The sequence below is a fragment of the Sphingomonas sp. Leaf5 genome (assembly GCF_001421155.1).
Taxonomy (GTDB): domain Bacteria; phylum Pseudomonadota; class Alphaproteobacteria; order Sphingomonadales; family Sphingomonadaceae; genus Sphingomonas.
The window spans coordinates 252,680-274,776 of the sequence record NZ_LMJZ01000001.1 but is presented as its reverse complement, the minus strand read 5'-3'; the positions used below and the strand labels follow the sequence as shown (position 1 = coordinate 274,776).

The window sequence follows — 22,097 nt, the reverse complement described above, 5'->3', positions numbered from 1 at the left end:
TAGGGGGAATTGCCACATGGATCGCCGCCATTTCGTCGCGCTGATGGCGCTCGCGCCGCTGGCCGGCAGCTTTCCGGCGCTGGCGCAAAGCGGCCCGGCCGGCGATTTCGCGCGGCTGTCGAAACGCTATCTCGACGGCATGGCGAAGCTGCATCCGGGCTATGCCACCGCGCTCGGCAATCACGCCCATGACAGCGAGGTCGAGGACCTGTCCGCCGCCGGTCGCGCCCGCGACGCGGCGTTCCTGCGCGCGACGCTGCTCGAACTGAACGCCATTCCCCGCGACACGCTGTCGCGCGACGATCAGGTCGATGCCGCGCTGCTCGACAACGACCTGCGCTATCAATTGTGGACGCTCGAAGTCCTGCAGCCCTTTGCGTGGGACCCGCAGGGGGCGGCCGGGACCATTTCGGGCGGCCTGTACGCGCTGGCCGCGCGCGATTTCGCGCCGTGGCCGCAACGGCTGCGATCGGCGACGCGGCGGATGGAGCAGGTACCGGCCATGTATGCGCAGATGCGCGCCAGCATCGTCCCCGAACGCGTTCCCGCCATCTACGCCACCACCGTCGCCAAACAGAATGACGGCATCCTGCAGATCGTCGAGACGATGCTCGCGCCGCATCGCACCACGCTGAACCGCGGCGACCGCGCGAAGTTCGATCGCGCCGTCGCGACGTTGAAGGCCGCAACCGCCGAACAGCAGCGCTGGCTCGATACGGTGCTGGTGCCCGCCGCCAAGGGCGAGTTCCGCCTGTCGCCCGAACTGTACGATCAGAAGGTAAAGTTCGCCCTCCTGTCGCCGCTGTCGCGGACCGAGATCAAGGCCCGCGCCGTCCGCGCCGCCGCCGACACCCGTGCCGAGATGTACGAACAGGCGCGCATCGTATTGCGCGGCCGTCCGAAGGCCCCGGCCACCCCCGCCAAACCAACCCCGGCGCAGCAACAAAAGGCGATCGAGGCCGCGCTGGAAATGAGCTACGCCCGCCGCCCGACCCGGTCGCAGGTGATGTCGAAGGCGCGCGCGACGCTGGAACAGGCGACGGCATTCGTGCGTGAGAAGAAGCTGGTGCGGGTCCCGACCACCCCGGTCCAGATCATCGAGATGCCGAAATTCCAGCAGGGCGTCGCCGTCGCCTATTGCGACAGCCCCGGCCCGCTCGAAAAGAATCTCGGCACCTTCTATGCCGTGTCGCCGATCCCGGCCGACTGGACCGAGGCGCAGACGACCTCGTTCCTGCGCGAATATAACGACTATATGCTCCACGACCTGTCGATCCATGAGGCGATGCCGGGCCATTATCTTCAGATCGCGCACAGCAACGAGAACAAATCGGTGCTGCGCGCGGTATTGTCGTCGGGTCCGTTCGTCGAAGGCTGGGCGGTCTATGCCGAACGGCTGATGGCCGACGCCGACTATCTCGACGGCGATCCGCTGTTCAAGCTGACCGTGCTCAAGATGCGGATGCGATCGATCACCAACACGCTGCTCGACATCGGCATCCATACCGAGGGGCTGACCGAAGCACAGGCGATGAAGCTGATGATGGAAGGTGCGTTCCAGCAGGAGCGTGAGGCTGCCGGCAAATGGACCCGCGCGCGGCTGGGGTCGACGCAGTTGCTCAGCTATTTCGTCGGCTATAGCGAGCATATGGACATGCGCCGCGAGGCCGAACGGCGCGCGGGCGGCGGGTTCGACCTGATGCGCTACAACAATAGCGCGATCTCGCACGGATCGCCGCCGGTGCGGTTCGTCCGCGCGCTGATGTTCGACGAGCCGATCGCCTAGAGTCCTCCCCGGCACGGGGAGGGGGACCGCCGCGAAGCGGTTGTGGAGGGGGCGTCCACGCAACGCAACGCAACGGTTGCGTTGCTTGGACGCCCCCCTCCACCAGCTTCACTGGTTCCCCTCCCCGTGCCGGGGAGGATCAGTGCGCCGCGATCGTCAACCTTGCCCGCTTCCTCCGCGATCAGTCGGCGAACAGCAGTACCGGCGTTTCGATCAGCCGCTTCAACGCCTGGACATAGCTGGCGGCGTCATGACCGTCGACGACGCGGTGATCGCAACTGATCGACAGGTTCATCAGCTTGGCCTTGACGATTTCCTCGCCGCCACCGGCGCGCGCGCGGAACACCGGGCGTTCGACGATGCGGTTCGGGCCGATGATCGCGACTTCGGGGCGATTGATGACCGGGGTGGTCGCGATGCCGCCGAGCGGCCCCAGCGAGGTGACGGTGATCGTGCCGCCCGACAGTTCCTCCGACTTCGCCTTGCCGGTGCGTGCCGCCTCAGCCAGCCGGACGATCTCGGTCGCGAGCTGCCACGGGTTCAGGTCCTGCGCGTCGCGGATTACCGGAACCATCAGCCCGGCATCGGTCTGCGCCGCCATGCCCAGATGCACCCGCCCGAACCGCGTCACCACCCCAGCCTCGTCGTCATAGCGCGCGTTGAGCATCGGGAAATCGGACAGCGTGCGGCAGATCGCGACGATCAGCAGCGGCAGCATGGTCAGCTTTGGCCGGGACCCACGCGCCATGTTCAGGTCGCCGCGCATCGCCTCCAGCGCGGTGACGTCGATCTCCTCGACATAGGTGAAGTGCGGGATGTGGCGCTTGGCCGCCGCCATGTTCTCGGCGATGCGGCGGCGCATGCCGATGACCTTGACGGTTTCGTCCGGGCGGGCGCGCGATACGTTGGGGGTGTGATAGCCCTGCGCGCTGCCGTAGCGGAGGTACGCGTCGAGATCGGCATGGCGGATGTGGGGACCGTCATGGTGGACGGCGGACAGGTCGATGCCGAGGTCGGCTGCGCGGGCGCGGACGGCCGGTGAGGCCAGAACTCTTCCCCGTTCATGGGTAGAGGGACCGTCCGGCGTAGCCGGATGGTGGAGGGGGGTGGCCTCTTGCGGGACGGCAGCTGGCGTTGCGTCCAGCGGCGCGCCCCCTCCACCATGCTGCGCATGGTCCCCCTCCCCGTTCCGGGGAGAGGTTGCAACCTCCTCCACACCCGGATTTTCCGCCTCGACCCGCTCGGGTTCGGCCGGCTGGACGACCTCTTCGGCCGTCTCGATCACGACCAGTGTCGCGCCGATCGCCACCTGGTCGCCCGGCTCGCCCGCCAGTTCGACGACGGTGCCCGCGACCGGGCTTTCCATCTCGACCGTCGCCTTGTCGGTCATCATGTCGGCGAGACGGCCGTCTTCCTCGACACGGTCGCCGACGGCGACGTGCCATGCGACGATCTCGGCCTCGGAAATGCCTTCACCGATATCGGGCAGGCGGAAGGAGAAACGTGCCATGGCTTGTCAGTCCTGCATGATTTTCTTGAGCGCTTGTCCGATGCGGACCGGCCCCGGGAAATACGCCCATTCGAGGCTATGCGGATACGGCGTGTCGAAGCCGGTCACGCGCTCGATCGGCGCTTCGAGATGGTGGAAGCAGCGTTCCTGCACCAGCGCCGACAGTTCGGCACCGAAGCCGCCCGTCCGGGTCGCCTCGTGCACGATCATGCAGCGGCCGGTCTTCTTCACAGACGCCTCGATCGCCTCGATATCGAGCGGCACCAGCGTGCGCAGATCGAGGATTTCGGCGTCGATCCCGGCTGCTTCCACGGTCGCCTGCGCGACATGGACCATGGTGCCATAGGCGAGAATGGTCAGGTCGCCACCTTCGCGCACGACCTTCGCCTTGCCCAGCTCGATCCGGTAATAGTCCTCGGGTACCTCGCCTTGCGGGTGTTTCGACCAGTTCTGCGCCGGCTTGTCCCAATTGCCATCGAAGGGGCCGTTATAGATGCGCTTGGGTTCGAAGAAGAGGACCGGGTCGTTGTCCTCGATCGCGGCGATCAGCAGCCCCTTGGCATCATAGGGCGTCGACGGGATCACCGTCTTGATGCCCGATACGTGGGTGAAGATGCCCTCGGGCGACTGGCTGTGGGTCTGTCCACCGAAGATGCCGCCGCCGAACGGCGAGCGGACCGTGATCGGCGCGATGAAGTCGCCCGCCGAGCGATAGCGCAGCCGCGCCGCCTCGCTCACCAGCTGGTCGAGCGCCGGATAAATGTAATCGGCGAACTGGATTTCGGGCACCGGACGCAGGCCATAGGCCCCCATGCCGACCGCGACGCCGATGATGCCGCATTCGGTGATCGGCGTGTCGAACACGCGGGTCTTGCCATATTTGTTCTGCAGGCCCGCGGTCGCGCGGAACACCCCGCCGAAATAGCCGACATCCTCGCCCATCACGATCACGTTCGGATCGCGATCCATCATGACGTCCATGGCGGAATTGATCGCCTGGATCATGTTCATTCGCGCCATGTCAGTGGCCCTCCTTGCGCGCCCAGGGGCGGCCGGAGGCTTCCTCCTCGGCCATCATCTGCGCCTGCTGCTCGCGCAGGTGCCAAGGCATTTCCTCGAACACGCCGTCGAACAGCGTGTCGAGCGGCTGGTGCAGGCCGTGACCGAGAATGCCGTTCGTCTCCGCTTCCTTCTGGGCAGCGCGTACGCGTTCGGCGGCGTCGCGGTCCATTGCCGCGTGACGCTCGTCGTCCCACTCGCCGATCGCGATCAAATGCCCCTTCAGCCGCGCGACGGGATCGCCCAGCGGCCATGCCGTCGGTTCGCCCGCCGATCGATATTGCGACGGGTCATCGGAGGTCGAATGGCCCTCGGCACGATAGGTGAAATGCTCGATCAGCGTCGGACCGGCATTGGTCCGTGCCCGCTCGGCCGCCCATGCCGTCGCGGCATAGACCGCCAGCGCGTCATTGCCGTCGACCCGCAGGCCGGCGATGCCATAGCCGATCGCCCGCGCGGCAAAGGTCGTCGCCTCCGCCCCCGCGAACCCCGAAAAGCTGCTGATCGCCCACTGGTTGTTGACGACATTGAAGATCACCGGCGCGCGATAGACGGTGGCGAAGGTCAGTGCGGAGTGGAAGTCGCCCTCGGCGGTGCTCCCCTCCCCGCACCACGTCGCCGCGATGCGGGTATCGCCCTTCGAGGCCGACGCCATCGCCCAGCCGACCGCCTGTGGATATTGCGTCGTCAGGTTGCCCGAGATCGAGAAGAAGCCATAGTCCTTCGACGAATACATGATCGGCAACTGCTTGCCCTGTAACTTGTCGCCGCGGTTCGAGTAGATCTGGTTCATCATCTCGACCATCGAGTAATCGCGCGCGATCAGGATGCCCTGTTGCCGATAGCTGGGAAAGGTCATGTCGTCGCGGTCGAGCGCCATCGTGCCGGCGATGGCGATCGCCTCTTCGCCGGTGCATTTCATATAGAAGCTGGTCTTGCCCTGCCGCTGCGCGCGGAACATGCGCTCGTCAAAGGCGCGGACCGTCGCCATGTGGCGCAGCATCCGGCGCAACACGTCCGGGTCGAGGCGCGGGTTCCACGGGCCGACCGCCTGCCCCTGCGCATCCAGCACCCGGACCAGCGTGTAGGACAGGTCGTGGAAGCTGTCGGGCGCAGCGGTCGTATCGGGACGTGGCTGCGCACCGGCGGCGGGCACGGCCACGTCGGCGAAGTCCACCGCGTCGCCGGGACGGAATTTGGGTTCAGGCACATGCAGCGCGAGGCGCGGCAGATTCGTGCGGCTATCGCCGGTCATGCACTCTCCATGTCGCTTCCACGTCGCCGGTTTCGGTCGCGCAGACTCGTTACAAGCGCTTGTTATATAATTTCAACGCGCTTGGCGAGAGGGAGGATGGGTCCGGCGGATGCTTTCGTCGAAATGGGGCGAGGCGGCGACCGAAAATTCTCCCCCATTCATGCGGGACGGGGTCGTCCGCAGGACGGTGGAGGGGGGTGTCCGCACGCGCAACGGGTCCGTATGCGGACGCCCCCCTCCACCAGCGTCGCTGGTCCCCCTCCCCGTGCCGGGGAGGAATTTATTGGACCGGGAAACCGCGGCGCTTGAACAACGCGGTCACGTCCGGGTCGCGTCCACGGAAGGCACGATAGGCTTCCTTGCGGTCGGTTTCGTTGCCGGTCGACAGCAGCGTCTTGCGGAAACGATCCGCCGTTGCCTTGTCCCAGACATTGCCGGTCGCCTCGAACGCGGCCCAGGTGTCGGCGTCCATCGTTTCCGACCACAGATAGGAATAATAGCCCGCCGAATAGGCATCGGACGAGAACAGGTGATTGAACTGCGGCAGGCGGTGCCGCATCACGATCTGCTTGGGCATGCCGATCTGTGCCAGCGTGTCGCGCTCGAACGCCGCCGGGTCGGTCACCGGCGTCTCGCGATCATGCAACGCCATGTCGACGATCGCCGACGACAGATACTCGACCGTCGAGAAACCCTGGTTGAAGGTCGACGACTTCTCGATCTTGTCGACCAGCGCCTGCGGCATCGGCTGGCCGGTCTGGTAATGTTTGGCATAGCGGTCGAGCACGTCGCGGGTCAGCAACCAGTTTTCGTTCACCTGGCTGGGATATTCGACGAAGTCGCGCGGCGTGCCGGCAAGACCCGGATAGGTAACGTCCTGCAACAGCGAATGGATCGCATGACCGAATTCGTGGAACAGCGTCGTCGCATCGTCGAGGCTGATGAGCGTCGGCTCGCCGGCCGCGCCCTTTACGAAATTGTTGTTGTTCGACGCCAGCACGTTGGTCTCGCCGCCCAGCTTCTGCTGACCGCGATACCGGGTCGCCCATGCCCCCGATCGCTTGCCCGACCGCGCGAACGCATCGAAATAGAACACACCGACATTCTTGCCCGTCCGCGCGTCGGTCACGACGAAGGTCCGGACATTCTTTTCGAACACCGGAATCTGCCCGGTATTCTCGGTGAACTTCAGGTCGTAGAGCCGCCCCGCTGCATAAAAAGCACCGGCGAGGATGTTGTCGAGTTGCAGATACGGCTTCACCTCGCTTTCATCGAGGTCGTATTTCGCCTTGCGGACCTTCTCGGCATAGAAGCGATAATCCCATGGCGCGATGGTGATGGTCGCACCGTCCTTGACGGCAAGCGCCTGCATGTCCGCCACTTCCTCCCGCACGCGCGCGACGGCGGCGGGCCATACACGCATCATCAGCGCCTTCGCATTGGCAGGCGTGCCCGCCATCGTATCGTCCATGCGGAGATAGGCGTGGTTGCGGAAACCGAGCAGTTTCGCCCGCTCCTGCCGCAGCTTCAGGATCGTGGCGATCGTCGCCTTGGTATCGTTCGCGCCGCCATTGTCGCCGCGCATGGTGAACGCACGCCAGACCTTCTCCCGTAAACCCCGGTCGGTGGCGTAGGTCAGCACCGGCGCGACCGACGACCGCGTGTTCACGATCGCCCATTTGCCGGCAAGGCCGCGTTCGTCGGCCGCCGCCTTCAGCGAGGCGACAAAGCTGTCGGGCAGGCCCGCCAACTGCTGTGCATCGTCGACGACGATCCACGTCTCCTCGTCGGCAAGGACCTTCTGGCTGAAGTCGTTATAGGCGACCGACAGTTGCTGGTTCAGGCCGCTGACCTGCTGACGCTGCGCATCGGTCAGCAGGCTGCCGCGCCGGACGAAGCTGCGATAGGTCCGCTCCAGCAGGCGCAATTGCTGGGGGTTCAGATTCTGTTTGGCGCGGCTGTCGTACGCCGCCTTGATCCGGGCGAACAGTTTCGGGTCGAGGAACAGTTCGTCGTTGAACGCCGACAGTTTGGGCGACCATTCGCGGTCGATCGCCTGTACGTCCTTCGTCGCGAGGTTGCTGGTATAGACGCCCCACATCGACCCGACCCGGTCCATCATGTCACCGGCCAGTTGCAGCGGTTCGATCACCGTCCTGAACGTCGCCGGTCGCTTGTCGTCCCGGATCGCGTGGATCTCGCGGCGCATTTCGGCCATCGCCACCGGGAAGGCGGCCGGAAACATCGCCGGCGTCACCTTGTCCCATGGCGGCACCCCCTGATACGGGCCGCTCCATTTCGCGGTCAGCGGGGTGGCGTCGATGGCGGCGGCGGCAGTCGGGGTTTGCGGCATGGCGGCTCCATTCGCCGGAAGCGCGAAAGCGGTCGTGGCAAGCAACGCGCCGAGACGTACGATCATCAACAGGTCCGTCCTAAATATCGAATATCGGCAAACTGAAAGATCGGGAGCCGCTTGGCAAGAACGGCGTTGATGCGGCAACGAAACGATACGGAGCCAGCATGCACATCACGACCATCGCCGAACTCGACCGCGTCCGTGACGATGCGCGCAAGCTGGTGACCAAGCGGGCGCTGGTATCGGCGGGCGCTTCGGCGGTGCCGGTGCCCGGCGCGGACCTGATCGTCGACGCCAATATCCTGACGAAATTGCTGCCCGACATCAGCGACCGGTTCGGGCTGAGCGAGAAACAGGTTCAGGCGCTCGAACCCGATCGGGCCAAGCAGGTGCTGTTGATCGCCGCCAATCTGGGCAACGGCGTCATCGGCCGGTCGATCACGCGGCGGGTGGTGACGATGCTGATCCGCCGGGTCGGGGCGCGCTATGCCAGCAAGTCGTTGTTGCGGTTCGTGCCGTTCGCCGGGCAGATCGCGGCGGCGGGCATCAGTTTCGGGGCGATGAAGCTGGTCGGCAATTCGCATATCGACGATTGCTACGAGACGGTGCGGCGGACGCTGCCGGCGTAGTGCAGTCGTGTTCGTCATTCCCGCGCGGACGGGAATGACGAACAGCGTGCGTCGGGAGAATCAGTCCGCCGGCACCAGTTCGATCACGTCCAGCAGCGATTCGAACCGCGGATAGGGCAGCACCAGCCGCCAGCGCCCTTCGCCGATGCGTTCCAGCACGCCCGCCATGTCGCGGTCGCGGTCCTGCCCATATTGCAGCGCCGCCCGTTCGTCGCCGAGCGACAGCGTGCCGAGGAAGATCGTCCGGTCGCCATCGGCGAACAACAGCCCGACCGGGCGCTGCGAACCGGTTTCCTTGTAGAAACTACGCACCCGCCCTTCGTCGGCGATCCGGCAGTCGAACGGCGGATAGGCGGTAAAATCGCGCATCGCGCTGCCCGCCGCGCCCAGTTTGAACACCCGGCAACGATAGCGTCCGGACGGGGCCGTGCCGGTCAGCGCCAGGTCGGGCTGAAACAACGCGCCCTGCTCGGCGATCGCCGCCGGATCGGCCGCACGGGCGCGCGGCAAGGCTGCCATCCACGCCTCGCGCCACCGCCGCAGCCGATCGCGATCGGCCGGCGTCCCCACGCGCCGCCAGTCGTCGCCGGCGGCTGGACGCTCCGACGGGGCGGTGCCGGCCGATGCCGCCCCTGCCCCGCCGCCACAACCGCCGGTCGACAGGCCGAGCATCAGCCCGGCGATGCACGCGCTCCGCTTCATGCCGCGATCATGCCGCGGTCCAGCCGCCGTCGATCGACAGGTTGGTACCGGTGATCGCCTTCGCCTCGTCCCGGCACAGATAGAGCGCCAGGCTTGCCACCTGTTCGGACGTGACGAACTCCTTGGTCGGCTGTGCCGCCAGCAGCACGTCGTTCATCACCTGTTCGCGGGTCAGGCCGCGCGAGGCCATGGTATCGGGAATTTGTTGTTCGACCAGCGGGGTCCAGACATAGCCGGGCGAGATGCAGTTGGCAGTGATGCCGAAGGTCGCGACTTCCAGCGCGACGGTCTTGGTCAGCCCGGCCAGCCCGTGTTTGGCGGTGACATAGGCCGACTTGTTGGGGCTGGCGACCAGGCTGTGCGCCGACGCGGTGTTGATGATCCGGCCCCATCCGCCCTTCTTCATATGGGGCACGGCGGCCCGGATCATGTGGAAGGCCGATGACAGGTTGATCGCGAGGATCGCGTCCCATTTGTCGATCGGAAACTCTTCGATCTTCGCGACGTGCTGGATACCGGCATTGTTGACGACGATGTCGACCGATCCGAACTCCGCCGCCGCCTTGTCGACCATCGCCGCGATCTGGTCCGGCTTGGTCATGTCGGCTTTGTCATAGCGCGCCTCGGCACCGCTTGCCTGCGCCAGTCCGGCGCGTTCGGCCTCGATCTTGTCCTCGTCGCCGAAGCCGTTGATGACGACGGTCGCGCCCGCCGCGGCAAATGCCTTCGCATAGGCGAGGCCGATGCCGGAGGTGGAGCCGGTGACGATCGCGGTCTTGCCCTTCAGGAACATGGATTATCCTTGGCGTTGATGAGGATGCGGGGTGAGGTCGAACGCGGCGGTCCGACCGTCGAGGATGTTTTCGGCGACGACGCGGGCATTGGCGAGCGTGTCGGCGATCGCCGCCCTGCCCGCCGCCCAATGTTCCTCCATCGCGCGTGCCGAAAATTCGAAGTCGCGCGCCCCGCCTTCCCACCGATTGGCGCGATAGATCAGGTGGACGAGGCTCAAGGGGTGTTCGTCGGCCATCGCCTCGAGCGCGCGGACATCGGCATCGTCGCGCAGTTCGACCGGCAGCTTGGCGGCCATGCGCCGGATCAGTTCGCGCTCCTGCCGCAGGCGCAGCCGGTCGGCGGTCACCTGTCGCGTCCGGCTGGAAAAACGGATTTCCTTTTCCCGGGCGACGACATCGCCGATCGTGCGCGGCAAGAGTGCTTCGGCAGGAAACAGATCGACCTGAAACACCAGCATCGGGTCGCGCTGATGGTCCAGAATGTGGGTCAGCGGGGTGTTGGATACCAGCCCGCCGTCCCAATACCAGCGCCCGTCGATCTCGACCGGCGGCAGGCCCGGCGGCAACGCGCCCGACGCCATGACATGCCGCGCATCCAGCCGTTCGCGCGCGCTGTCGAAATAGACGAAGTTGCCGCTTTCGATATCGACCGCCCCGATCGACAGCCGCACCGGTCCGTCATTGACCCGATCCCAGTCGACCAGCCGGTCGAGCGTTTCACGTAACGGCGTCGTATCATAATAGCTGAGCGCGGCGGACGTGCCGGGGGCGGCGAATTGCGGGGGCAGCCCGCGCGGGCGGAAGAAGCCGGGTACGCCGGTCGCCAGCACCACGCCCGCCGACCATTCATGCACCCATTCGCGCACCCGGTCGTCGGGCAGGATCGGGAACCATGGCAGCACGCCCGCCGCCTGCGTCCAGAAATCGCGCAGCCGCGCGACGCGATGTTCGGGCGGGTTGCCGGCAAAGATCGCGGCGTTGATCGCACCGATCGAAATCCCGGCGACCCAGTCGACCTCGATCCCGGTCTCGTCCAGCCGCTCGATCACCCCCGCCTGATAGCTTCCGAGCGCGCCACCGCCCTGCAGCACCAGCGCGACGCAGTCGGGGAGCGGCAGGCCGGGCGGGGATTGTCGGCGCAGGCGGGGATCGGCTTCGGCCATCGGGGACACTTTGTGGGTTATACGAATCGGTTGTAACGCCCCTACAACCGATTTCGTGGACGGCGGTTGCAACGCAGGTGCCGTTTCGCGCATTTCAGTACGGACCTTTAACGAACGGACCGCCGCCCATGCGCCTCGACGATCTCGATCCCGCCAGCAATGTAGAGGATCTCGGCCGGGGTGGTGGCGGCGGCGGCGGCGGTTTCAACCTGCTGGGTTTGCTGCCATTGTTGCTGGGACGTGGGCTCGGCTGCGGGACGATCGGCATTCTTGCCGTCGTCGCCATCGCATTCCTCATGTTCTCGGGTGGCGGTGGCCTGCTGACCGGCGGGCAGGCCCCGACGACGCAACAGGGTTCGCAGCAAGGCAATGTTCCGTGCGACACGGCCGAAGAGCTGTTCGCCTGCCGCGTCCTGCAATCGACCAACCAGACGTGGACGGCGATTTTCCGCGAACAGGCGCAACAATACCCCCTGCCGACGATGCGCTTCTACCAGCAGGGCGCGCAGTCGGGATGCGGCGCGGCGCAGTCGGCAATGGGTCCCTTCTATTGCCCGCCGGATCGTGGCGTATACCTCGACACCAGCTTCTTCCGGGAGTTGTCGCAACGGTTCGGCGCGGCGGGCGACTTCGCGCAGGCCTATGTCATCGCGCATGAGGTCGGCCATCATATCCAGAACCTGACCGGACAAGCCGAGACCGTCAGCCGTGCCCAGCAGACGCTGCCAAAGGCGCAGGGCAACGCCCAGTCGGTACGGCTGGAGTTGCAGGCCGATTGCTATGCCGGCGTCTGGGCGGCACGAAACCGCAACCGCCTAGAACCGGGTGATATCGAAGAAGGGCTGCGCGCTGCCCAGGCGATCGGCGACGACACGCTGCAAGGCAACAGTGCATCCCCTGAGACCTTCACCCATGGCACGTCGGCGCAGCGGATGAAGTGGTTGCAGCGTGGGCTGCAGAGCGGCGATCCCGCGCAGTGCGACACCTTTTCGGGTGCGATCTGATGAGCGTTGCGTTCCGGCGGGAGGATGACGACGAACATAAGGAGCCGCGCTTCGAACTGCCGTTGCCGCCCGGCCCCAATCTGGTGACGCGGCGCGGGTTGCAGGCGATCGCCAATCAGGTCGAACGGCTGGAGGCCGAACTGGCGGGGGCCGATGGCGATGCCGAGCGGACGACGGCGATCAAGCGCGATTTGCGCTATTGGCGGACGCGGCATTCGACGGCCGAGATCGCGCCGATCCCCGAGGATGAGGTCGCGTTCGGATCGCGGGTGACCTATCGGTTGAACGGGCAGCGCAAGACGATCGAACTCGTCGGCAGCGACGAAGCCGATCCGGCGGCGGGGCGTATCCCGTTCACCGCGCCGCTCGCCGTCGCGCTCACCGGGCTGATGGCCGGCGAAACGGCCGATTTCGGCGGGCGGAGCGATGCGATCGAGGTGATCGAGACGGGCCCGATCGAACCGTGATCCGTATTCTGGTCGACGCCGATGCCTGTCCGGTCAAGGACGAGGTGTACCGCGTCGCCGAGCGGCTCGGCGCACGCGTGGCGATCGTCAGCAACAGCCAGTTGCGCGTGCCGTTGGTGCCATGGGTCGAACGGGTGGTGGTATCGGACGGGTTCGACGCCGCCGACGACTGGATCGCCGAGGCGGCCGACAGGAACTGCGTCGTGGTGACGGCCGACATCCTGCTCGCCGATCGCTGTCTGAAGGCCGGAGCCACGGTCATCGCGCCCAACGGCAAGCCGTTCACCGGCGCGTCGATCGGCGGCGCGATCGCGACGCGGGCGATCATGGCTGACCTGCGCGCGGGCGGCGAGCAACTGGGCGGGCCGCCGCCGTTCGGCAAGACCGATCGATCGCGCTTCCTGCAATCGCTTGACGCCGCGCTGGTCCGGCTGGCGCGGGGTCGTTAGAGGCTGTTTGAAAACTCGCGATAGAGCGAGTTTCGCAGGCGGTGCCGGCCCGCAAAATGCGCCACGGCGCATTTTCAAACGGACTCGTAGGAGCAACGCCATGGCCGAAAAATTCGAACGTCATCGCCAGCCCTGGCGACCCGATGAAATCCAGAAGCTTCACCAGCTTGCCGGCAAGGGCATGGCGTTGAAGGCGCTCGCCAAGGCGCTGACGCGCAGCGAGGAATCGATCAAGCAGCGCGCGAAGGAAGACGGGTTGAAGATCACCAAGCTGCATTAGGACCGATCGAAATTCGCCGATAATCGCGGAATTTCGTCATTCCCGCGCAGGCGGGAATCCATACACACCGACGGTTCGGCTCGATCCGCGACGCTGGCGTATATGGACTCCCGCCTGCGCGGGAGTGACGAACGGGGATCGACCGCTACTCCCGCGTCCAGCGAACCGAATGTCGATCCCGCCTAGATCCTCCCGGTACGAAGGAGGATCGGCCGCAGGCTGGTGGAAGAGGGTGTCCGCATACGGAACCGTTGCGTGCCAAGGCGGACCCCCTCCACCACCGTTTCGCGGCGGTCCCCCTCCCCGCAAAGCGGGGAAGAATTTATAGCTTAACCAGCATCTTGCCCTTGTTCTTGCCACTGAACAGGCCAAGGAACGCGTCGGGCGTCGCTTCCAACCCGTCGACCACCGTCTCTTCGCGCTGGAACTTGCCGCTCGCGACGATCTCGCCCATTCCCTGATGGAATTCGCCGATGCGGTTCAGAAAATCGCTGACGATGAAGCCCTGCACGCGGATACGCGCGGCGATCACGCGCATTAGATAGCGCAGGCTGGTCGGCTGCGACGCGTTATAGCCGTCGATCATGCCGCAGATCGCGAAGCGTGCGCCCTGCTTCGCATGGGCCAGCGCCGCGTCGAGATGGTCGCCGCCGACATTGTCGAAATAGACGTCGATACCGTCCGGTGCGGCAGCGCCCAGCGCCTTCACCAGCGGGACGTCGCCCTTGTAATCGAGGACGTGGTCGGCCCCGAGCGAGCGGACCCAGTCGGTCTTGTCGGTACCGCCGGCCGAACCGATGACGGTCATGCCCTTCGCCTTGGCGATCTGCACCACGGTCGATCCGACCGCACCGGCCGCCGCCGAGACGAACACCGTGTCGCCGGCCTTGGCCTCCGCAACCGCCAGCAGCCCGAACCATGCGGTCATGCCGGGCATGCCGAGCGCGCCCAGAAACGCCTGATCGGGAATGCCGAGGTCGGGCAGCTTCTGCACACCCTTGGCCGCGACGATCGCCTCGTCCCGCCATCCCGCCATGTGCTGGACCCGCGTACCGACCGGCAACTCCGCCGCACGGCTCTCGATCACCTTACCGACCGCGCCCCCGTCCATCGGCGCATCCAGCGCAAAGGGCGGCACATAGCTTTTCCCGTCGTTCATCCGCCCGCGCATATAGGGATCGACCGACAGCCAGCGATTGGCGACGCGCACCTCTCCGTCCGCCAGTTCGCGCGTCGGCAGGTCGCGCAGTGCGAAATCCTCCGCTACCGGCATTCCGTTCGGCCGTCGCACCAGATGCCAAGCCTTCGCCATGCTCACGTCTCCATATCAGTTTCGATCCGCTACGTAAGGTGCAGCACGCCCAAAACAAAGGGGGCCGGTTTCCCGACCCCCTTCGCCTGTCGCCGCTGCGAACCGATCAGTAGGTTCCGGGGAAGCTGCGATTGAGGTTCGTTTCACTGTCGCTCGACGACGTAGCGGACGTGCCGGGGCCGGTCGTGCCGGTATCGGTCGTGCCACCGATGCCGGTGCCGGCCGTGGTCGACGTGCCCGAACCGAGCGCCTGACCGGTGGTCGCGGTCGACCCGCTGCCATATTGGCCGGTCGTGCGGTTGTTGTCGGTGTTGCGGTCGTTGCCGAAGCGGTCATTGCCATAGCCGCGCTGCTGCGACGACTGGCCGCCGAACATTGCCTGCTGCTCTTCCTCGTCGCGCCATGCCTTCTTGGCTTCGCTGGCGGTCTTGCGCAGCTTCACCTTGTCATCGATCGATTCGACCCAGCGCGACGGGATCGAGTGATGATGGCCACCCGCGTCGGCGTCGCTCTTGGTCAGGATGATACGATCGCCGCGCACCTTGTCGACGACGCCGACATGCTCGCCATCGGAGCCGAGCACTTCCATATGCTCGGTAACCCGGGTCAGGCTGTCGCGCTGCGTTTGGCGCTCGGTCCGGAACGCGGTAAATTCGTTCTGGAAGCGGGTCGCGTTTTCCTGGCGATATTCGTCATAGTCGCGGTCGAAGGCGCTGACCTGCGTGTCGCGCCACGAGCGATAGGCATGGTCGCTGTGTCGGTCGTCATAGCGCGACATCTGCTCGTCATAGCGCTGGTCGCGCTCGCGCCGACGTTCTGCGTCTTCGTCGCCGAACCACGACCGGACTTCGTCGCCGGCCCGTGCAAGGAAGCCGCGGTCTTCGGCATCATAGTCCCGATCGCTGCGATTGCGATCTTGGTTGCGGTCCGCGCCGTAGCGGTTGTCGCCGCGGTTCCGTTCGCCATAACGGTTGTCGGTACCGTAGCGGTTTCCGTCATTGCCATAGCCGCCCTGATAGTGGTCACCCTGCGATGCATAGCTGCTGGACCCGCGGTCATTATGGTCGAAGTCGCGGCTGGCATAGCCACGGTTCCGGTCGGCACCATAGGCCGAACCCGAGGGACGGCTGCCCGACGAACTGCCGTAATAGTCCCGACCGCGCCCGCCGTCGCGGTCGTCGCGCTGCGACGACGATCCGCCATAATTTTGCTCGCCATAGCCGCGCGAGCCCTGTGCGCTGCCATAACCCTGCGAACCACCATAGCTGTTGCGCGAACGATCGTCGCGGTCGCGCCAGCGTCCGTCGTCGCCCGACCGGTCGTTCCACGATGAGTCTTCGTTGCGCGGATAGCGATCATAACCCATGGAAATCTCCTGCAGATGTTTCATGTTATCGCGGCGCAGCAGCGCGGGCTGCCATGTCGTATGCGAACAAGCGCCGACCCTGCGGTTGGTTCCAATCGGGATAATGGGCCGCGACGAAGAGCGCCGCGCGAGCGATCGATCGCAATGCGAACGGGCGGTCGGATTTTGTCGCGGCGACCGCGCGAGACCCGTTGCATCCGCCAAAACCGCCCGCTACAGAAACGGCCCCGGCATGGCCGGATGAGGGGCGGGGCTGTAGCTCAGATGGGAGAGCGCTGCAATCGCACTGCAGAGGTCAGGGGTTCGATTCCCCTCAGCTCCACCACCCCGCTCGGCTTACATCACAGCTATCTTCGAACGACGGCTTCCCCCTTGGTGGCCTGCATGTTCCGACATGCCGATTGATAGCCCGGCATTACCCTACTAAAGTAATGGGATTATAGTCTCCCTAGCGTCGCTCCCTACTATGGCCGCTGTAACGGCCGCCTCGGCGGCGGCGAACAGGGAGATCGGGTTTGACGAAATTCATCGCACCGCTGGCGGCAATCGCGCTGGTCGGGCTTGGCGGGTGTTCGGGTAACGAACCGGCCAACAGCATCGACGCCAACGCATCGATCGAAACGAACCTGACGTCGGTCGACGAACCGCTGGCGAACGATATTGCGGTCGGCAACGCGGCCATCGTGTCGAACGACACCACGCTTGCGACCGACCCGGCACTGAACGCGACGGTCGTCGATCCGACGCCGACCACGACCGGCAACGCCACCGGCCTTTGAGTTTCGCCGCGCTTCGGCGTGGTGTCCGCGACGCTTTGGTAGCTCCCTAAGCGTAACCTTGGTCGGGCGTCGTCAAACCGCCCGACCTTTTTTGTTTCGAAGCGATCCGCATGTCCCAGCCCGACGAAGACCGCCGCCAGATCATTGACCACGCCACCCGTGCGCTGTCGACCGCGCGCATGGCATGGCGGCGGGCGCAACCGAGCCGGCAGCAACCGGCGATCTTTCCGTCGCGAACCATGCTGACACAGTCGGTCGAGTATCTGTCGCACGCCCTGTTCCCCGGCCGGATCGGCGGCTTTGCGGGCGACGCGACCGGGGAAGACCGGTTCGTTGCCGAGCGACTCGACGCCGCCTTTGCGTTGCTCGACGACGCGATCCGCGCCGAATTCGCCTATTGGCAGGATGTTTCGGCGATCGACTTCGCGCCCGAACGGCCGGCGGAGATATTGCGGCTGTTCGCCGGCACGCTGTCGCGCGTGCGGGCGCTGATCGATACCGACGTCGCCGCGATCTTCCGCGGCGATCCGGCGGCACGCAGCGTCGATGAAATCCTGATCTGCTATCCCGGCGCGGTCGCGATCCTGCACCATCGCCTGGCGCACGAACTCGATTCACTGGGCGTGCCGATCGTCGCGCGGATCGTGTCGGAGATCGCCAACGAACGTACCGGCATCGACATTCATCCCGGTGCGACGATCGGTCCCGGCTTCTTCATCGATCATGGCACCGGCGTGGTGATCGGCGAAACCGCCGTCATCGGCGCGCGGGTGCGGCTGTACCAGCATGTCACACTCGGCGCGCGAACCCCGCATCGATCGCAACCCCGTTCCGGCAGTGGTCCGTTCGCGCAGCGCGTGGTACGGCATCCGATCGTGGGGGACGATGTCGTGATCTATGCCGGAGCGACGATCCTTGGCCGGGTCACGATCGGTGACCGGGCGGTGATCGGTGGCAATGTCTGGCTGTTGCAGGACGTGGCGGCGAACAGCGTCATCATGCAGCCGGAGGCGGTGCCGGCAGGGGTTTGAGGACCGACCTGACCTCCTTGCCTAGCTCCGACACCCCGCTATCGCGGGGCGAATGATCCGGCACAAATCGTCCCCCGGACGATTTGAGTCCGGATCATTCCCACTCGATCGTGCCGGGCGGCTTGCTGGTATAGTCGTAGGTGACGCGGTTGATGCCCTTCACCTCGTTGATAATGCGGGTCGCCACGCGCGGCAGAAAGTCGCCGGGGAACTGGAACGCCTGCGCGGTCATGCCGTCGGTCGAGGTCACCGCGCGCAGGGCGAGCACATTGTCATAGGTCCGGCCGTCGCCCATCACCCCGACGCTGCGCACCGGCAGCAGCACTGCGAACGCCTGCCAGATCGTGTCGTACAGCCCGGCCTTGCGGATCTCCTCGAGATAGATCGCATCGGCCTTGCGCAGAATGTCGCAGCGTTCACGCGTCACTTCACCCGGAATACGGATGGCGAGGCCGGGTCCGGGGAACGGGTGGCGGCCGACGAAGATGTCGGGCAGGCCCAGTTCGCGACCCAGCGCGCGGACCTCGTCCTTGAACAGTTCGCGCAACGGCTCGACCAGCGCCATGTTCATGCGCTCGGGCAGGCCGCCGACATTGTGGTGGCTCTTGATCGTCACCGACGGGCCGCCGGTAAAGCTGACGCTTTCGATCACGTCGGGGTAGAGCGTTCCCTGTGCGAGGAACTGCGCGCCGCCGAGCTTGTTCGCTTCGGCCTCGAACACGTCGATGAACGTCTTGCCGATGAACTTGCGCTTGGCCTCCGGATCGGTGACGCCGGCCAGACCGTCCATGAACAGGTCCTGCGCATCCACATGGACCAGCGGGATGTTGTAATGGCCGCGGAAGAGGCTGACGACCTGTTCGGCCTCGCCCGCGCGGAGGATCCCGCCGTCGACGAACACGCAGGTGAGTTGGTCGCCGATCGCCTCATGCAACAGCAGCGCGGCGACCGAGCTGTCGACGCCGCCCGACAGGCCGCAAATGACCTTGGCCGAACCGACCTGTTCGCGGATTTCGGTGATTTTGAGGTCGCGGAACTCGGCCATCGTCCAGTCGCCCGACAGCCCGCAGACATGGCGCGCGAAATTGGCGATCAGCTTCGCGCCATCGGGCGTGTGGAATACCTCCGGGTGAAACTGCACGCCATAATAGCGCCGGGCGTCGTCGGCGATGATCGCGAACGGCGCGCCGGGGCTGGTCGCGACGACGTGGAAACCGGGCGCGATCGCCGCGACCTTGTCGCCATGGCTCATCCACACCTGATGCCGCTCGCCCGTGGCCCAGAGGCCGTCGAACAGGCCGCAGGTCTCGGCCACTTCGACATAGGCCTCGCCGAACTCGCCCGAATGGCCCTTCTCGACCTTGCCGCCCAGCTGTTCGGTCATGACCTGCTGGCCGTAGCAGATGCCGAACACCGGCACGCCCGAATCGAAGATCGCCTGCGGCGCACGCGGGCTGCCGTCGTCGCAGACCGATGCGGGACCGCCCGACAGGATCACGCCCTTCGGCTGCATCCGTTCGAACGCTTCGCCGGCCTTCTGGAACGGAGCGATTTCGGAATAGACGCCGGCCTCGCGCACGCGACGCGCGATCAGCTGCGTCACCTGGCTGCCGAAGTCGACGATCAGGATGGAGTCGGGGGTCTCGTTCATCCGCACCCGATAGCAGAGCTTCGGGGGTGTGCCAGCCCTTTGGGGCTCGTGCCTGGGGTGAAGAATGGGGTCGGGTTCACGCGAAGACGCGGAGAGAAGAAGGAGAGGGTTTTCGCGCAGAGGCGCGGAGGCGCAGAGGGGTTGCGCCCGGGGCGGATCGCTCGGCCGCACCAGCGGCCTTCAACGCCGTCGCAACGGGCGGAAGCCTCTCCCGATCGCAGATCGATCGCCCGGATCGGGCTCCTCTGCGCCTCCGCGCCTCTGCGCGAACCAACCCTTCTTCCCTTCGCGCCTTCGCGTGAAAACAAGCCTTCCCCTACCCGATCGGCTTCACCTGCATGCCCGTCCATTTGGCGATGAACGCCCACAGATCGGCGGTCTCCTCGATCACCTTGTCGGTCGGCTTGCCCGAGCCGTGGCCGGCGCGGGTTTCGATGCGGACCAGATGCGGCTTCGGGCCGATGTCCTTCGACTGGATCATCGCGGTGTATTTGAAGGTATGGCCGGGTACCACGCGGTCGTCGGTGTCGGCGGTGGTCGCGAGGATCGCCGGATAGGTCACGCCCGCCTTCACATTGTGATAGGGCGAATAGCCAAGCAGGTTGCGGAAATCGGCTTCCCTGGCGGGCACGCCGTAATCGTCGACCCAGTAGCGCCCGGCGGTGAAGCGGTCGAAGCGCAGCATGTCCATCACGCCGACCGCCGGCAGCGCCGCCGCGAACAGATCGGGCCGCTGGTTGACGACGGCACCGACCAGCAGGCCGCCATTCGATCCGCCCTGGATCGCCAGCTGCCCCTTCGACGTGATCCCTTGCGCGATCAGATCCTCACCGGCACCGATGAAATCGTCGAAGACGTTCTGCTTGTTCAGCAGCTTGCCGCCGTCATGCCATTCCTTGCCATATTCGCTGCCGCCGCGAATATTGGCGACGGCGAGCACCCCGCCCTGTTCCAGCCACGCGATACGCCCGGCGGAGAAGCCCGGCAGGATCGGCACGTTGAACCCGCCATAGGCATAGAGCAGCGTCGGTGCCGGGCCCTTTACGTCCTTGCGCTTGACGATGAACATCGGAACCTTCGTCCCGTCCTTCGATGCGTAGAAGCGTTGGCGGACGTCGTACTGCGCGGGATCGAACGCGACCTTCGGGCTAGCCCAGGGGGTCACCGCGCGGGTCGCGACGTCGTAGCGATAGATCGTCGTCGGCGTCGCGAAGCTCGAAAAGGCGAAGAAGCCTTCGTTGTTGTCGAGTTCACCGCCGACGCCGCCGACCGTGCCGATGCCGGGCAGCGCAATGCTGCCATCGGGCTTGCCGTCAAGGGTGAAGCGCTTCACCTCGGTCTTCGCATCGACCAGATAAGCGGCCATGATCCGCCCGCCGACCAGCGACGCGCCGTTCAGCACCGCCTTGTCCTCGGCCACCACTTCCTTCGGCGTCGGGTTCGCGGCGGCCATGTCGAGCGTGACGATGCGCAGGCGCGGCGCGCCCTGCGTCGTGGTCAGGTACAGGGTGCTGTCCTTCGACCCGATCGACGACCAGTCGACATTGTCGGTGTTGACGATGGTGCGCGGCTTGTCGTTCGGCCTGGTCAGGTCGAGGACCGCGATCTCGGTATGGTCGCCGGGACCGCTGGTCGAGATGATCAGCCAGCGGCCATCGTCGGTGATACCGGGATAGAAGGTGTAGCGCGGCTGATCGGGCCGCTCATAGATCAGCCGGTCGGCGGTCTGCGGCGTGCCGAGCTTGTGGAAATAGACCTGCGCGTTCAGGTTCTGACTCTGAAACTCCTGCCCCTTTTCCGGGGTCGGGAAGCGGGCATAATAGAAGCCCGATCCGTCCTTCACCCAAGACGCGGTCAGGCCGTATTTCACCCAGTCGATCTGGTCGTCGAGCGTCTTGCCGGTATCGACGTCGAGCACGCGCAGCTTGCGCCAGTCGCTGCCGCCGTCCTGGATCGAATAGAGCAGCCGCTTGCCGTCCTTCGACGGGGCCCATTCCGCAAGCGCGGTCGCGCCGTCCTTCGACCAGCCATTGGGGTCGATCAGCACCCGCCCCTGCCCGTTCACGCTGTCGCGGACATACAGCACCGACTGATTCTGCAACCCCGAATTGCGGCTGTAGAAATAGCGGCCGCCTTCGCGGTTCGGCACGCCGAAGCGTTCATAGTCGAACAGCTTCGTCAGCCGCTGCTTGAAGATATCGCGGCCGGGCAGCGTCGCCAGATAGGCGTCGGTGACCTTGTTCTGCGCCGCGACCCATGCCGCGACCTCGGGGTCGTTGCGGACGTCGTTTTCGAGCCAGCGATACGGATCGGCGACCTTCACCCCGAACTGCTCGTCGACCTGATCGACGGTGCGGGTCTGCGGATAGGCGATGCTCTGGGCAAGGGCGGTCGTGCTGGTCATCAGGCAGGCAATCGCGACAAGGGCATGGCGGTACATCGTTGCTCCATGGACAGGCGGCCGGACCGGTATCCGGTGTTACCGACCACGATAGGCCCTGCCG

At 65.7% G+C, this 22,097-nt stretch carries 19 protein-coding genes and 1 tRNA gene; 9 read left to right on the top strand and 11 right to left on the bottom strand.

Annotation, left to right across the window (positions count from 1 at the left end):
* Positions 1–16 precede the first annotated feature (16 nt).
* Positions 17–1,786, top strand: coding sequence for a DUF885 domain-containing protein (locus ASE50_RS01255; RefSeq protein WP_056394608.1), 1,770 nt, complete (start codon positions 17–19; stop codon positions 1,784–1,786).
* A gap of 181 nt (positions 1,787–1,967) precedes the next feature.
* On the opposite strand, the gene ASE50_RS01250 is transcribed toward ASE50_RS01255, so the two are convergent.
* From ASE50_RS01250 to ASE50_RS01235, 4 genes are all read right to left on the bottom strand, one after another.
* Complete coding sequence (locus ASE50_RS01250) at positions 1,968–3,296, bottom strand: dihydrolipoamide acetyltransferase family protein (RefSeq protein ID WP_055996012.1); 1,329 nt, start codon at positions 3,294–3,296, stop codon at positions 1,968–1,970.
* A gap of 6 nt (positions 3,297–3,302) precedes the next feature.
* On the bottom strand, positions 3,303–4,307 hold the full coding sequence (locus tag ASE50_RS01245) for an alpha-ketoacid dehydrogenase subunit beta (RefSeq protein ID WP_055997223.1): 1,005 nt from the start codon (positions 4,305–4,307) through the stop codon (positions 3,303–3,305).
* Positions 4,308–4,317: 10 nt separating this feature from the next.
* Entirely contained in the window at positions 4,318–5,610 is a 1,293-nt protein-coding gene (locus tag ASE50_RS01240; RefSeq protein WP_056394607.1) for a 3-methyl-2-oxobutanoate dehydrogenase (2-methylpropanoyl-transferring) subunit alpha, read from the bottom strand.
* Between the two features lie 280 nt (positions 5,611–5,890).
* Positions 5,891–7,963 carry a M3 family metallopeptidase gene (locus tag ASE50_RS01235; protein WP_235512082.1) on the bottom strand — a complete coding sequence of 691 codons (2,073 nt, stop codon included), beginning with the start codon at positions 7,961–7,963 and terminating at the stop codon, positions 5,891–5,893.
* Between the two features lie 167 nt (positions 7,964–8,130).
* Between ASE50_RS01235 and ASE50_RS01230 the strand changes: the two genes are divergently transcribed.
* Entirely contained in the window at positions 8,131–8,595 is a 465-nt protein-coding gene (locus tag ASE50_RS01230) for a hypothetical protein (protein ID WP_056394601.1), read from the top strand.
* A 60-nt stretch (positions 8,596–8,655) separates the two neighbouring features.
* Here the strand turns inward: ASE50_RS01230 and ASE50_RS01225 are convergent, their stop codons facing one another.
* The 3 genes from ASE50_RS01225 to ASE50_RS01215 are packed head-to-tail and all read right to left on the bottom strand — an operon-like array spanning position 8,656 to position 11,254.
* A complete protein-coding gene (locus ASE50_RS01225; protein WP_056394597.1) occupies positions 8,656–9,297 on the bottom strand; it encodes a DUF4893 domain-containing protein in 642 nt (213 codons plus the stop codon).
* Positions 9,298–9,304: 7 nt separating this feature from the next.
* A complete protein-coding gene (locus ASE50_RS01220; protein WP_056394594.1) occupies positions 9,305–10,090 on the bottom strand; it encodes a 3-hydroxybutyrate dehydrogenase in 786 nt (261 codons plus the stop codon).
* 3 nt (positions 10,091–10,093) lie between these two features.
* Positions 10,094–11,254, bottom strand: a complete 1,161-nt coding sequence (locus tag ASE50_RS01215; protein WP_056394593.1) for a patatin-like phospholipase family protein — start codon at positions 11,252–11,254, stop codon at positions 10,094–10,096.
* A 128-nt stretch (positions 11,255–11,382) separates the two neighbouring features.
* On the opposite strand from ASE50_RS01215, the gene ASE50_RS01210 reads away from it, so the two are divergent.
* The 4 genes from ASE50_RS01210 (at position 11,383) to ASE50_RS01195 (ending at position 13,454) form a co-directional block, all read left to right on the top strand.
* Positions 11,383–12,258, top strand: a complete 876-nt coding sequence (locus tag ASE50_RS01210) for a neutral zinc metallopeptidase (RefSeq protein WP_056394590.1) — start codon at positions 11,383–11,385, stop codon at positions 12,256–12,258.
* The gene (locus ASE50_RS01205; RefSeq protein ID WP_056394587.1) at positions 12,258–12,725 is read left to right on the top strand and encodes a GreA/GreB family elongation factor; all 468 of its coding nucleotides are present in this window, start codon (positions 12,258–12,260) and stop codon (positions 12,723–12,725) included. The genes ASE50_RS01210 and ASE50_RS01205 overlap by 1 nt, the downstream gene beginning before the upstream one ends.
* Positions 12,725–13,174, top strand: a complete 450-nt coding sequence (locus ASE50_RS01200) for a YaiI/YqxD family protein (protein ID WP_082438758.1) — start codon at positions 12,725–12,727, stop codon at positions 13,172–13,174. The genes ASE50_RS01205 and ASE50_RS01200 overlap by 1 nt, the downstream gene beginning before the upstream one ends.
* Positions 13,175–13,274: 100 nt before the next feature.
* On the top strand, positions 13,275–13,454 hold the full coding sequence (locus tag ASE50_RS01195; RefSeq protein ID WP_055996041.1) for a hypothetical protein: 180 nt from the start codon (positions 13,275–13,277) through the stop codon (positions 13,452–13,454).
* Positions 13,455–13,776: 322 nt separating this feature from the next.
* Here ASE50_RS01195 and ASE50_RS01190 read toward each other — a convergent pair whose 3' ends face one another.
* Positions 13,777–14,766, bottom strand: coding sequence for an NADP-dependent oxidoreductase (locus ASE50_RS01190; RefSeq protein ID WP_082438709.1), 990 nt, complete (start codon positions 14,764–14,766; stop codon positions 13,777–13,779).
* 106 nt (positions 14,767–14,872) lie between these two features.
* Positions 14,873–16,132 carry a DUF2171 domain-containing protein gene (locus ASE50_RS01185; protein ID WP_082438757.1) on the bottom strand — a complete coding sequence of 420 codons (1,260 nt, stop codon included), beginning with the start codon at positions 16,130–16,132 and terminating at the stop codon, positions 14,873–14,875.
* A gap of 249 nt (positions 16,133–16,381) precedes the next feature.
* Between ASE50_RS01185 and ASE50_RS01180 the strand changes: the two genes are divergently transcribed.
* From ASE50_RS01180 to epsC, 3 genes are all read left to right on the top strand, one after another.
* Positions 16,382–16,457: transfer RNA gene (locus ASE50_RS01180), tRNA-Ala, on the top strand.
* 190 nt (positions 16,458–16,647) lie between these two features.
* The gene (locus tag ASE50_RS01175) at positions 16,648–16,911 is read left to right on the top strand and encodes a hypothetical protein (protein ID WP_056394581.1); all 264 of its coding nucleotides are present in this window, start codon (positions 16,648–16,650) and stop codon (positions 16,909–16,911) included.
* 110 nt (positions 16,912–17,021) lie between these two features.
* On the top strand, positions 17,022–17,942 hold the full coding sequence (gene epsC, locus ASE50_RS01170) for a serine O-acetyltransferase EpsC (RefSeq protein ID WP_056394578.1): 921 nt from the start codon (positions 17,022–17,024) through the stop codon (positions 17,940–17,942).
* 94 nt (positions 17,943–18,036) lie between these two features.
* On the opposite strand, the gene guaA is transcribed toward epsC, so the two are convergent.
* Positions 18,037–19,593 carry a glutamine-hydrolyzing GMP synthase gene (gene guaA / locus ASE50_RS01165; protein ID WP_056394575.1) on the bottom strand — a complete coding sequence of 519 codons (1,557 nt, stop codon included), beginning with the start codon at positions 19,591–19,593 and terminating at the stop codon, positions 18,037–18,039.
* 316 nt (positions 19,594–19,909) lie between these two features.
* Entirely contained in the window at positions 19,910–21,997 is a 2,088-nt protein-coding gene (locus tag ASE50_RS01160) for a prolyl oligopeptidase family serine peptidase (protein WP_235512080.1), read from the bottom strand.
* Positions 21,998–22,097 lie beyond the last annotated feature (100 nt).